This window comes from Methylobacterium sp. AC832 (genome assembly GCF_979256025.1).
Map to the genome: position 1 here is coordinate 1 of NZ_CEEDMV010000007.1, position 12,489 is coordinate 12,489.

Sequence of the window (12,489 nt, forward strand, 5' to 3'; positions counted from 1 at the left end):
CCCGCCTTCGCCACCCTCGGGCGTCTCTACGGTGCCGAGGCTAGGCCAGCCATCACCACGCTAACCCTGTGGGGCGGTTTCGCCAGCACGGTATGCTGGCCTCTCTCGGCGTTCCTGATCGAGCAGGTGGGCTGGCGGGGGACCTGTCTCGCCTATGCAGGCCTGCACCTCTCGGTCACGTTGCCCCTCGTCCTGCTCGTGATCCCCAAGCCGCCCATACGTATCGTCACACGATTGGAAGGCGCGATCCCTACCATCCAGCTTGAGGGACGAGAGCGTCGTGCATTCCTCCTCATGGCAGGGGTGCTGACCCTCGGGGGCACGGTGATGGCCATGGTCTCGGTGCACCTCATCACCCTGCTTCAAGCCCGTGGCGTGGCTCTCACCTCGGCCGTTGCATACGGGGCAATAATCGGACCGGCACAGGTGGGGGCCCGCATCGTCGAGATGGCCGGAAGGGGTCGGCACCATCCCCTCTGGACCCTCACCGCGGCCATGGTCCTGGTGGCCCTGGGGGTCGCGATGCTAACCACCGGCCTACCCTTGGTTGGGCTGGCGCTGATCCTCTACGGGGCTGGAAACGGGATCTACTCGATCGCACGGGGTACGGTCCCCCTGGCCTTGTTCGGTCCCGAGCGCTACGCCGCGCTCGTCGGCCGGCTCGCCCGTCCGGGGCTGGTGGCGCAGGCGCTTGCCCCCTCCGTCGGGGCCGTGGTCCTCGCCCAAGGTGGCGCGAACGCCACCTACGCCCTGCTCAGCGTCCTCGCCGTGGCGAACGTCGCGCTTGCCTTATCCCTCTGGCGTGTCCGGCCGCAAAGCTAGCAAGCCGGCGGTTGCCGCGATCCAGCCTCGATCTGACCTTGCCCTCGACCCCCTGCCAGCCTACTGACGCTTAAACGGTTCCATAACGGTTTAAGTGTCGTGCAAGAGAAACAAGCACTCGACGGCTTCGCGGCCATTGCGCAGGAGACCCGCCTTCGCATCATCCGCCTCCTTGTCACGGCCGGCGCGAAGGGCTTGGCGGCCGGCGCCATCACCGAGGCGATCGCCGGGGCCTCCGCGCCGCGCATCTCGTTCCACCTCAACCACCTTGAGAATGCCGGCCTTGTCGAGAGCCGCCGCGAGGGGCGCTCGATCATCTACAGCGCGATCTTCCCAGCCCTATCCGACCTCGTCGCCTTCCTGATGCGCGATTGCTGCGAGGGCCACTGCGAGGTCTGCGACCGCGCCATCGACCTGTTCGCCAAATGCACCGGGAGGCCGCAACGTGTCGGGCCATCCCCAACGATCGCCTGCGAGGAAGCATGACCACGCTGCGCGACACCCTCGAAGGCCATCAGATCGCGATCTACTTCGCTGCAATCGGCATCGCCATCATCGTGGCGCTAACGGTTCCCGGCACCACTGCGCTTGAGCCTGGGATCAACCCTGCCCTTGGGCTGATGCTGTTCGTTACCTTCCTCCAGGTGCCGTTGGCCGAACTCGGGCGGTCCTTCGCACGCGTCCGCTTCCTCGCGGCATTGCTCGTCACGAACTTCGTCGTCTTGCCGGTGCTGGTCGCAGGCCTGATCCAATTCCTGCCCGCCAATCCCATGCTGCGCCTGGGCGTCCTAATGGTGCTTCTCACGCCGTGCATCGATTACGTCGTGACCTTCGCCCATCTCGGACGGGCCGACGCCAAGGTGTTACTGGCCTCCACCCCGGCGTTGCTGATCGCGCAGATGCTGCTGCTGCCGGTCTACCTGAACGTCTTCCTTGGCGAGGACGCCGCTAGGTTCGTCCAGGTCGGACCGTTCGTGCATGCGTTCGTCTGGCTCATCGCGGTCCCGCTCGGGCTTGCCGCGGCGGTGCAGCTCTGGGCCGGACGCCGCCCGGCCGGGCAACGGGTGACCAGGGGCCTCGGGCTCCTGCCGGTGCCGGCGACGGCGCTGGTCCTGTTCGTGGTGATCGCGTCCGTCCTTCCCCAACTCGGGCCCGCGCTCGACGATGCCCTGCGGGTGGTCCCCGTGTACGTCGCCTTCGCCGTGGCGGCCCCCTTGCTGGGCTGGGCGGTTGGGCGCGCGTTCCGCCTCGACGCCCCCACGGTGCGGACGTTGGCCTTCAGCGCCGCCACCCGCAACTCCCTGGTGGTTCTGCCGCTGGCCTTCGCCATTCCGGGCGCCGTCCCGCTCCTGCCCGCCGTCATCGTCACCCAGACACTGATTGAGCTCCTGAGCGAACTCGCTTACGTCCGCCTCATGCCCAGGCTCGGCCCAACGGCGGCGTCGCCAGTCCCGGCCGTCTAGGTCGACCCCGATGAGACGGCAAAGCGTACCCGTGATCCCGCATCGCCACCGTCTCGTGGTGATCTCGGCCCTTGGCTCGATCCAAATCCTGACCTGGGGGGCTCGTTCTACCTGCTGTCCGTGCTCGACAACCTGATATCGGAGGACACGGGGTGGCCTCTGTGATGGGTCATCGGGGGCCTGTCCCTCGGCTTCCTCGTCGCGGGTTTGGTCTCTCCGCCGGTGGGGCTTTCATCAGGCAGTCCCTGTCCCTTCCGCGCCGACACTCGATGTGGCATCGTCCGTTCGTGACCTTCTGGCTCGCCCTTCGGCGGCTGCTCCCGCTCCTGGCGGCGCTCAGCCTCGCCCTTGCGCCGGTGACCGCATCTGCGGCCGCTGCGGGCATGCACGCACCGACGGCCGTTCAGGGGCACGCCATGGCGATGCTCGACGAGGCCATGGATGACATGACCGGGATGGCCATGGATGACATGCCGTGCTGTCCCAAGAATCAGCCGGACCTTCCCGACTGCTCGAAGGGCTGTCCGTTGATGGCGCTTTGCCTGGCGAAGGTGGCGACCGGCCTCCCCGGCGGCGTGCGGATGCCTGTCCGCCGCGCCGTCGTCGAGGGAACTATTTGGGCCGTCACGGCCTCCTTCGACAGCCTCTCGCAAGGGCCACCCTCCGAGCCTCCCCGAGCCTGAACCCGATGCCGCCGGCGGCTGCGCCGGCCGATCCCGCGCGCCTAAAACGCCCGGGTCCCATCGTTTTCAGGAGATCATCGACCGTGTCCAAGACATTTTTTTCGCGCGCCTTCACGGCTGCGCTGCTCGGCCTCGCCCTGACCGCCGCGGCCCGGGCCGATACCAAGGACTACGAGTTCCAACTCGTGAAAGACGAGGCCAAGCAGGGCGAGGCCATCCTCGACGTCCGCCTCGTCGACAAGCGCACGTCCAAGCCCGTGCCGAACGCCGTCATCTTCGCCAAGCGCATCGACATGGCGCCCGACAGCATGGAGGAGATGACCTCGAAGATCGAACAGGTGCCGTCGCCGGAGCCGGGCATCTACCGCTTCAAGGCGAAGCTGACGATGGCCGGCGGCTGGCGCCTCTCGCTCGGGGCCAAGGTGCAGGGCGAGACCGGCACCGTCGAGAACAGGCTGGTGTTCAAGGCCACCAAGTGAGCCGGACGGCTTGGACAGCCGGGACCCTCGCCGCGCTCGCGGCGGGGGTTTTGGGGTATGGCGCGGGGCATGAGGGCAGCCCCGTGCCGGCATTCGTCCAGCAGGCGCGGATTGGGTTCGCCCATTGGCTGCCGGGCGCCCGGCAGGCATCCCCGGTGCCCGCTCGGGTCCCGGCCAAGGCGACGGGACCAGTCGTCTACTACCAGGACCCGGACGGGAAGCCGGACTACGCCGCGGAGCGCAAGCGCACGGCGGACGGTCGCGACTATCGCGCCGTCCACGCCAGCGAGGACGTCCGCTTCGACGAACCCGATGAGGCGGAGGCGATGCCCGACGCCGGGCACGGCGACATGGCCATGGGTCAGGCCACAATGCCTGGGAGCGCCCGCAAAGTGCGCTTCTACCGCAACCCGATGGGCCTGCCGGACACCTCGCCGATTCCGAAAAAGGACTCGATGGGGATGGACTACCTCCCCGTCTACGAGGGCGAGGACACTGACGACGGCACCGTGAAAATCTCGCCCGGCAAGCTCCAGCGCACCGGGGTTCGGACGGCGGTAGCCGAGCGACAAGTCCTGTCGATGCCGGTGCGCGCGCCCGGCGCCATCGAGGAGGACGAGCGCCGGATCTCGGTCATCGCGATGCGCACCGACGCCTTCATCGAGAAGGTCGAGGCCGTCACCACCGGCGACCACGTCCGCAAGGGGCAGCCGCTCCTGCGGCTGTTCTCGCCGGAGATGAACGCGGCCGCCGCGCAGTACCTCACCGGCATCGGCTACGAGGGCGCCCGGCGCCGCCTGGAGAACCTCGGCATTCCGCCCGAGGTCATCGACGAGATCGAGCGATCCCGAAAAGTGCCTTCCACCATCACGTGGTCGGCGCCCCGCGACGGCGTCGTGGTCGAGCGCAACGTCTCGGACGGCATGCGCGCCAAGTCCGGCGACACACTGTTCAAGCTCGTCGACCATTCCAGGGTCTGGGTCCTGGCCGACGTGACCGAACGCGACCTCGCGGCGGTGGCCGAAGGCCAGACGGCGACCGTGCGCGCCCGGACCTTTCCGGATCGCGTCTTCACCGGCGCGGTGACCCGGATCTACCCGCACCTTGCCATGGGGACCCGGACCGCCCGCCTGCGCATCGAATTGCCCAACCCGAACGGCGACCTGCGCCCGGGCATGTTCGCCGACGTCGCCATCGCCACCGGCAGCGACAGTCCGGTGGTCGCGGTGCCCGACGACGCGGTCATCGACACCGGCACCAGGCAGGTCGTTCTGCTGGACAAGGGCGAAGGCCGCTTCGAACCGCGGCCTGTCAGGCTCGGCACCCGGGGCGACGGCTACGTCGAGATCCGCGACGGCATCGCCGCGGGCGACCGCGTAGTAACCTCGGCCAACTTCCTCATCGACGCCGAGAGCAACCTGAAGGCGGCCCTCCAAGGTCTTTCCGAACCCAAGCCCGATCCCGGCACGCAGGCCGCGGCCGAAGGGAAGGCGCCATGATTGCCCGCCTCATCGCCTGGTCGGCCCGGAATCTGGTGCTGGTCCTGATCGGGACCATTTTTGCGGTGGGAGCCGGGCTCTACGCCCTCAAAACCCTGCCGCTCGACGCGATCCCGGACCTCTCGGACGTCCAGACCATCGTCTACACCGAATACCCCGGGCAGGCGCCCCAGGTCATCGAGGACCAGGTTACCTACCCGCTGACCACCGCCATGCTGACGGTGCCCCGGTCGAAGGTCGTGCGCGGGTTCTCGTTCTTCGGCGTCTCGTTCGTCTACGTGATCTTCGAGGACGGCACGGACCCGTACTGGGCTCGCAGCCGGGTGCTCGAATACCTGAACACCGTGGCCAAGCGCCTGCCGGCCGGCGTCACCCCGACGCTGGGACCGGACGCGACCGGCGTGGGCTGGGTCTACCAGTACGTCGTGGTCGCCAAGGAACGGACGCTGGCCGAGCTCCGCTCGCTCCAGGACTGGGTCGTCCGCTTCGGGGCGTCCCGCGCCGAAGGCGTGGCGGAGGTCGCGGGGGTCGGCGGCTTCGTCAAGCAGTACAACGTGGTGGTCGATCCGAACCGCCTACGGGCGCAGGGCATCACCCTGTCCAAGCTGAGGGAGGCGATCCGGGCGAGCAACGCCGACGTCGGCGGCCGCACCGTCGAACTCTCCGAGTTCGAGTTCGTGGTTCGGGGCCGCGGCTACCTGAAGAGCGTCGCCGACATCGAGAGCATCGTCTTGAAGACCGAGGCGGGCACCCCGTTGCGGGTGAAGGACGTGGCGCGGGTCGAGCTTGGCCCCGACGAGCGGCGAGGCATCACCGAGATGAACGGCGAGGGCGAGGTCGCCGGCGGGATCATCCTGCAACGGTTCGGTGCCAACGCCCTGAACGTGATCGAGAACGTGAAGGCCCGGCTTTCCGAGGTCGCCGCCAACCTGCCCAAGGGCACGGAGATCCTTCCGGTCTATGACCGCTCGCACCTGATCGAGGCGGCCATCGAGACCCTCAAGGGCACGCTGATCGAGGAGAGTGCCATCGTCGCCCTCGTCTGCGTCGTGTTCCTGCTCCACGTCCGCAGCGCGCTGGTCGCGATCCTGATGCTGCCGGTCGGCATCCTGATGGCGTTCGCGGGCATGAAGGCCTTGGGGCTCGGGGCCAACATCATGAGCCTGGGCGGCATCGCCATCGCGGTGGGTGCCATGATCGACGCCGCCATCGTGATGATCGAGAACGCCCACAAGCACCTGGAACGGGCAGACCCAGGCAAGCGTCGCGTCGAGATCCTCATCGAGGCCGCAAGCGAGGTTGGGCCGTCGCTGTTCTTCTCGCTCCTCATCATCACCGTGAGCTTCCTGCCGATCTTCACCTTGGAGAGCCAGGAAGGGCGCCTGTTCGGGCCCCTGGCCTTCACCAAGACGTTCGCGATGGCGGCGGCAGCGGTGCTGTCCCTGACCCTCGTGCCGGCCCTGATGATCCTCTTCGTCCGTGGCCGGATCATCCCCGAGCATCGTAACCCGGTGAACAGACTCCTGATCTGGATCTACCGACCGCTCATCGCGGGCGTCCTGCGGGCGCGGGTGCTTACCATCCTGCTGGCCCTCGTCGTCCTGGCGGCGACGGCGTGGCCGGCGAGCCGACTCGGCTCGGAATTCATGCCCGATCTCGACGAGGGCACCCTGATGTACATGCCCACCACCCTGCCGGGCATCTCGGTGACCAAGGCCGGGGACCTGCTGGCGACCCAGGACAGGATCATCAAGTCGTTCCCCGAGGTCGCCTCGGTCTACGGCAAGGCCGGACGGGCCAACACCGCGACGGACCCGGCGCCGTCCGAGATGTTCGAGACCATCGTCAACCTGAAGCCGAAGGCGGAGTGGCGACCCGGGGTCACGATGGCGAGCCTCAAGTCCGAGATGGACGCCGCGCTCCAGTTCCCCGGGGTCTCGAATGCCTGGACCCAGCCGATCCGTGCCCGGATCGACATGCTCTCGACCGGCATCCGCACGCCCGTCGGGATCAAGGTATTGGGGACGGACCTCACCGAGATGGAAAAGGTCGCCCGCCAGGTCGAGGCCGTGGCGAAGGCGGTCCCGGGTACGTCGAGCGCCTATGCCGAGCGCGTCCAGGGCGGCTACTTCCTCGACATCACCCCCGACCGCGAGGTGCTGGGCCGGTACGGGCTGACGATCGGCGACGTGCAGGACGTCATCGCCATGGCGCTCGGCGGCGAGAGCGTCACCAACACCGTCGAGGGCCGCGAGCGCTACACCGTCAACGTGCGCTACCCGCGCGCCTTCCGCTCCGACCCGCGATCCATCGCCTCCGAGGTCCAGGTGCCGATCCCTGGCGGGGGGACGGTACCGCTCGGCGAGGTCGCCAAGGTCGCCCTCACGCGCGGTCCGACCCAGATCCGGACCGAGAACGGCCAGCTCGCGGTATTCATCTACGTCGACGTCGCCGGTCGCGACCTCGGAGGCTACGTCGCCGAGGCCAGGGCGGCGGTGGCCAACGAGGTCAGCCTGCCGCAGGGTACCCTCGTGCAGTGGAGCGGGCAGGTCGAGTATCTTGACCGGGCGACGGCCCGGCTCAAGGTCGTGGTCCCGCTGACGCTGCTGATCGTGTTCCTGCTCCTCTACCTCAATTTCCGCCGCATGACCGAGACCCTCATCGTGATGCTGTCGCTGCCCTTCGCCCTCGTCGGCGGCATCTGGCTGATGTGGTGGATGGGCTTCAACATGTCGGTGGCGGTGGCGGTCGGCTTCATCGCGCTCGCCGGCGTGGCGGCCGAGACCGGGGTGATCATGCTGGTCTACCTCGACCATGCCCTCGACGAGGTCCGGGCCGCGTGTAACCGCGATGGGCGGCCCCTCGCCCGTGAGGATCTGCGGCGGGCCATCATGGTCGGCGCGGTCGAGAGGGTTCGCCCGAAGATGATGACGGTCGTCGCCATCATGGCCGGGCTAGTGCCAATCCTGTGGAGCACCGGATCGGGCTCGGAGGTCATGCAGCGGATCGCGGTCCCCATGATCGGCGGCATGGTGTCGTCGACCGTCCTGACCTTGGTCGTGATCCCGGCGGTCTACGGGCTGGTAAAGGGATGGGGACTGCCGAAATCCGATATGCGACCGGTATCCGTCGAAGAGCCCACGATGCCCTTGGCCGTTGAATGAGAGGAAAAGACCAGATGATGAACGAGACGACGAGACCGACGCGACGCGCCCTGGTGCTGGGCCTGGCGGCGTCGGTCACCCTTGGCCATCACGCCCTGGCGCAGGCCCTGCCCACCGTGGCCGTGACGAAGGACCCGAGCTGCGGCTGCTGCGAGAAGTGGGTCGCCCACCTGCGGGAGCAAGGTTTCGCGGTAACCGTGACGGAGGGCCCGGTGAACCCGCTGAAGGTGCGCCTCGGGGTGCCACGGGACCTCGCTTCCTGCCACACCGCCCAGGTCGGCGGCTACGTGGTGGAGGGGCACGTGCCGGCCGGGGCGATCAGGCGGCTCCTGGCCGAGAAGCCCGAGGGCACGGGGCTGGCCGTCCCCGGCATGCCCGCCGGCTCCCCCGGCATGGAGGTCGAGGGCATGGAACCCGACACCTACGACGTCGTCCTGTTCGGACCGGCAGGCCGCGAAACATTCGCGCGATACCGCGGAGGCGTGGTGGCTTGAACCGCGTCAAGAAGAGGGACCCCCTCAACTCACCGCGCCCAGCATGTCGAGGACCGGGCATGCGGGAACCGGCTCACCCGTGCATCGATGGACGGTCTCATCGAGGACGCGCTCAAGTGCCATCAGGCGGGTGAGCTTATCCCGCACCGCCGCCAGGTGCACGCTCGCGATGTCCCGCACCTCGGCACAGGAACGATGGCCCGGTTCCGAGAGCCTCAGCAAGGCCCGGATATCCTCGATGCCGAAACCGAGTTCCCGGGCATGGCGGATGAAGGCCAGACGCCGGACATGGGTATTGTCGTAGACGCGATGGCCTCCGGCGGTCCTTGGCGGCGGGGGCATGAGCCCGATGCGCTCGTAGTACCGGATGGTCTCAAGGTTGACGCCAGCCGCCTCGGCCAGCCGTCCGATGGTGATGCCTTGCGGTGATGCGACCACTTTGTGCTTGAACCCGTAGCGGCTACGGGGTGCAAGGTGCCACGCGATCATCGGGAGCACCACACATGAGCGTTCGAGCCTTGGCCGAACCAATCGCGAGCGCGGACCCGCCCGCACTTTCGCCCGGCGTGCTCGCGAGCCTGGGTACCGTGGCCGGAATGGGGGCTCTCGCGGCGTCCTCGTGCTGTGCCCTGCCGGTCGCCCTAGCAGGCCTCGGTGCGACGGGGGCAGTGTTCGGTGGCTTGCATCTCCTGGTGGAACTGCGCCCGTTCCTGCTGGGCGGCGCCACCCTCGCGCTGCTCATCGGCTGGGGCGTGATGTTCCGGCACCGTGCGCGCGCATGCGCGCCGTCAGGTCCGTGTGCGGGGAAACGGGGCCGATGGCGGACGGCGACCCTGCTCGGGTCCGGCAGCATCCTCGTCGGCCTGGCGGCGATATGGGAGCCATATATCGAGCCGGTCGTCCTGCGGGCGATGCGAGGCTGACGATGCAGCTTCAATCGACGCTCACCTGCCCGCACTGCGGTCGGCAGGCCTTGGAAACGATGCCCACCGACGCTTGCCGGTTCTTCTATGACTGCACCGGGTGCGGGACCCTTCTCCAACCCAAGACCGGGGATTGCTGCGTGTTCTGCTCCTACGGCGACGTGCCGTGCCCCCCGATCCAGGAGGCCATACGGAGCGGGACCCCTTCGGCCTGCTGCGATGGAAACTGATGCGACCCAAAAGTTCAACCGATCCGGCAAAGCGGCTCCCGTCGCCCAAATGACCGATGGACCTTGACCTTCCCACGGTGGGAAGCACCATCTGGGTGTGACGTCACCCGAACGGAGAGTCGTCATGTTCGAAATCAAGGTCACCAGGATGAACTGCGCCGGCTGCGCCAAGTCAGTCACCCGCGCGATCCACGACGTGGATGCCGGCGCCACGGTCTCGGTCGATCTCCCGACCGGCAAGGTCGCCATCACGAGCCTCGCCGGGACCCCGGCCGGACGGTTCGTCGACGCGGTCCGTGCCGCCGGCTATGGCGCGGACGCCGTAGCCCTTGCGGCCTGAACCGACAAAGATCTGAAACCGAAGGCGCGGTTCGAGGATTGCTTCCTTCGAACTGGCCATTCCTCCCAGCTCTCATTTGGTGTACGCGGGTATCATGAACCTCGACCGGCAACTCGCGCGCTTGATGGCGGCGATGATCGTGATGATCGTCGCCTACGTCTCGCCGTCTGCCGTCCAGGCTCACGAGGGCCATGCCCACCATGGTCACCGCCAGGCCGCCTCGGTGGATGTGGCACCTTCGCCGCCGGTCGTTCAAGTGGCCCCGGTGGCGGTGACGAAGGTTGCCTTGGCCGTCATTCCAGCCGCCACCTTCGAGACCATCGTTGGCTCCGCCACCCCCGGTTCGATCCAATCCGACGAACAGGGTCGCGGATGCTGCCCCGGCCCGTGCAAGGGCGCCTGCTGCGGGACGATGTCCTGCTGCGTGCCCGGCATCCTGGGCGGTTCCGTGTCCCTGCCGACGCTCGCCTTCGGGCATGTCGCGCTGATCGCGCACGACGTCGACGGCCTTACCGGCATCGGCCCCGAGGCCCTGCCCAGGCCCCCAAGAACCCTCGCGTAACGAACGGCGCGCCCGAGGCGCGCAACGGTCGGATTCCGTCTGGTTTTTCCAGGTGTGCGTCCGGTGTTCGAACGTGAGGATGCCCTTCCATGTCTTTTCGCATTGCCGCCGCCCTTGGTGCGGCGTGGCTGGCCGTCTCTTTGCCGGCGGGTCCCGCACGTGCCCATGAGGGGCACGACCACGGTGCGCCGACCCCGCCGGTCTCGAAGTCCGTCGCCCCGCGTGGCGAGGCCGCGTCCGACGCTTTCGAGCTGACCGCCATCCCGCGGGACGGGAAGGTGATGTTCTACCTCGACCGCTTCCGGACGAACGAGCCAGTCCATGGCGCCGTCCTGGAGGTGGAGACGCCCGAGGGCCAGATGACGGCGACCGAGACCGATGAGGCAGCCTACGTGCTCGCCGCGCCCTGGCTCGCGAAGGCGGGGTCGCACGACCTGCTGGTGACCGTCACCGCCGGGGACGCGGTCGACGTCCTTACCGTCCCACTGTCGATTCCGGAAACGGTAGCGTCTGGGGCCACTCCGGCGACGGTGCCGAGCGTGACAGCCATGGGGAAGGTGTCCGATGCGGTCGCGGACCTGAAGGCGCGTCTCGCCGCCAAGGACCCGGTCCTGATGCTGACCGCGGCGGCCGCCTTCCTCCTCGGCATGCTGATCACCGTGCTCACGCGGGGGCGGCGCAGCCTGCCGGCCGTGGCCGTCATGGCCGTAGTCGTCACCTTGGCACTTGGGACGGCCGCCTTCGCGCACGGCGACGAGGACCACGGCGCCGCAACCAAGGATGCGCCCGTACAAGGCGCGGCCCTGCTCGACCCTGCTCAGCCCTCCTCAGACCTGGCCCAGCGTCTGCGCGACGGCTCGGTGTTCGTGCCCAAGCCCACCCAGCGCCTGCTCGTCCTGCGCACCACGATGACGGAGCAGGCGACGTTCCACCGGACGGTCGAATTGCCGGGGCGCGTGATCCCTGACCCGAACGCCAGTGGCGTCGTGCAATCCTCCGTGGGCGGCCGCCTCTCGCCGCCAGCCTCGGGCCTGTTTCCCAGGCTTGGCACGACGGTCAAGAAGGGTGACGTGCTCGCTTACGTCACCCCGCCGGTCCAGGCCATCGACGTCTCCGACATGCGCCAGCGCCAGGGCGAGCTCGACCAGCAGATCGATGTCGTCGAGCGCCGGGTCGAGCGCTATCGCAAGCTCGCGGTCACCGGTGCCGTCGCCCAGACCCAGCTCGACGACGCCCTGTCAGAGTTGAAGGGCCTGCAGGACCGCCGCACGGCCCTCGACAAGGCGCGCCAGCAGCCGGAGGCCCTCGTGGCACCCGTCGACGGCGTGATCGCGCAAGCGACCGCCGTGGCGGGCCAGATGGCGGCTGCCGGCGGTATGGTGTTCCAGATCGTCGACCCGACCCGGCTATGGGTCGAGGCCCTGAGCTTCGATGCCCTTACGCCAGCCGAAAATGCCACGGCCCGCTTCGCCGATGGGCGCACCCTGTCCCTCGTGTACCAGGGCGCCGGGCTCGCCGATCGCAACCAGGCCATTCCGGTCCAGTTCGCGGTGAAAGGCAACACCAGCGGCCTGCGGGTCGGGCAGTTCGTCACGGTGCTCGCCGGCACGGACGCCGAACAGTCCGGCCTCGCCCTGCCGCGCGCGGCCGTGGTCCGCTCCGGCAATGGGCAGGCCATCGTCTACGAGCACGTCGCCGCCGAACGCTTCGAGGCGCGGCAGGTCCGGGTCGAGCCCCTCGATGGGACCAACGTGCTCGTCGCCGAGGGCGTCGGTGCCGGCAAGCGCATCGTCACCGAGGGCGCTGAGCTCCTCGATCAGGTCCGGTGAG

The 12,489-nt window shown here is 68.4% G+C and carries 14 protein-coding genes; 13 read left to right on the top strand and 1 reads right to left on the bottom strand.

Annotation, left to right across the window (positions count from 1 at the left end; genetic code table 11):
• From AC0IXR_RS20030 to AC0IXR_RS20065, 8 genes are all read left to right on the top strand, one after another.
• On the top strand, nucleotides 1-822 hold an 822-nt coding region (locus AC0IXR_RS20030; protein WP_471761912.1), incomplete at its 5' end, for an MFS transporter.
• 99 nt (nucleotides 823-921) lie between these two features.
• Complete coding sequence (locus AC0IXR_RS20035; RefSeq protein ID WP_311274644.1) at nucleotides 922-1,308, top strand: ArsR/SmtB family transcription factor; 387 nt, start codon at nucleotides 922-924, stop codon at nucleotides 1,306-1,308.
• Entirely contained in the window at nucleotides 1,305-2,285 is a 981-nt protein-coding gene (locus AC0IXR_RS20040) for an arsenic resistance protein (protein ID WP_311274643.1), read from the top strand. Before AC0IXR_RS20035 ends, AC0IXR_RS20040 begins: the two co-directional genes overlap by 4 nt.
• Before the next feature lie 287 nt (nucleotides 2,286-2,572).
• Entirely contained in the window at nucleotides 2,573-2,968 is a 396-nt protein-coding gene (locus AC0IXR_RS20045) for a hypothetical protein (protein ID WP_471762003.1), read from the top strand.
• Nucleotides 2,969-3,051: 83 nt separating this feature from the next.
• Complete coding sequence (locus AC0IXR_RS20050; protein ID WP_311274642.1) at nucleotides 3,052-3,447, top strand: FixH family protein; 396 nt, start codon at nucleotides 3,052-3,054, stop codon at nucleotides 3,445-3,447.
• Complete coding sequence (locus AC0IXR_RS20055; protein WP_311274641.1) at nucleotides 3,444-4,946, top strand: efflux RND transporter periplasmic adaptor subunit; 1,503 nt, start codon at nucleotides 3,444-3,446, stop codon at nucleotides 4,944-4,946. Before AC0IXR_RS20050 ends, AC0IXR_RS20055 begins: the two co-directional genes overlap by 4 nt.
• A complete protein-coding gene (locus AC0IXR_RS20060) occupies nucleotides 4,943-8,110 on the top strand; it encodes an efflux RND transporter permease subunit (RefSeq protein ID WP_311274640.1) in 3,168 nt (1,055 codons plus the stop codon). Before AC0IXR_RS20055 ends, AC0IXR_RS20060 begins: the two co-directional genes overlap by 4 nt.
• Before the next feature lie 17 nt (nucleotides 8,111-8,127).
• Nucleotides 8,128-8,604 carry a DUF411 domain-containing protein gene (locus AC0IXR_RS20065; protein WP_311274756.1) on the top strand — a complete coding sequence of 159 codons (477 nt, stop codon included), beginning with the start codon at nucleotides 8,128-8,130 and terminating at the stop codon, nucleotides 8,602-8,604.
• Between the two features lie 24 nt (nucleotides 8,605-8,628).
• On the opposite strand, the gene AC0IXR_RS20070 is transcribed toward AC0IXR_RS20065, so the two are convergent.
• A complete protein-coding gene (locus AC0IXR_RS20070) occupies nucleotides 8,629-9,093 on the bottom strand; it encodes a MerR family transcriptional regulator (protein WP_311274639.1) in 465 nt (154 codons plus the stop codon).
• A gap of 14 nt (nucleotides 9,094-9,107) precedes the next feature.
• Between AC0IXR_RS20070 and AC0IXR_RS20075 the strand changes: the two genes are divergently transcribed.
• The 5 genes from AC0IXR_RS20075 (at nucleotide 9,108) to AC0IXR_RS20095 (ending at nucleotide 12,488) form a co-directional block, all read left to right on the top strand.
• A complete protein-coding gene (locus AC0IXR_RS20075; protein ID WP_311274638.1) occupies nucleotides 9,108-9,527 on the top strand; it encodes a mercuric transporter MerT family protein in 420 nt (139 codons plus the stop codon).
• Between the two features lie 2 nt (nucleotides 9,528-9,529).
• Entirely contained in the window at nucleotides 9,530-9,757 is a 228-nt protein-coding gene (locus AC0IXR_RS20080; protein ID WP_311274637.1) for a GDCCVxC domain-containing (seleno)protein, read from the top strand.
• A 124-nt stretch (nucleotides 9,758-9,881) separates the two neighbouring features.
• The gene (locus AC0IXR_RS20085) at nucleotides 9,882-10,097 is read left to right on the top strand and encodes a heavy-metal-associated domain-containing protein (protein ID WP_311274636.1); all 216 of its coding nucleotides are present in this window, start codon (nucleotides 9,882-9,884) and stop codon (nucleotides 10,095-10,097) included.
• Nucleotides 10,098-10,191: 94 nt separating this feature from the next.
• Nucleotides 10,192-10,659 carry a hypothetical protein gene (locus AC0IXR_RS20090; protein ID WP_311274635.1) on the top strand — a complete coding sequence of 156 codons (468 nt, stop codon included), beginning with the start codon at nucleotides 10,192-10,194 and terminating at the stop codon, nucleotides 10,657-10,659.
• Nucleotides 10,660-10,748: 89 nt separating this feature from the next.
• A complete protein-coding gene (locus AC0IXR_RS20095) occupies nucleotides 10,749-12,488 on the top strand; it encodes an efflux RND transporter periplasmic adaptor subunit (RefSeq protein WP_471761913.1) in 1,740 nt (579 codons plus the stop codon).
• Nucleotide 12,489: the final 1 nt, after the last annotated feature.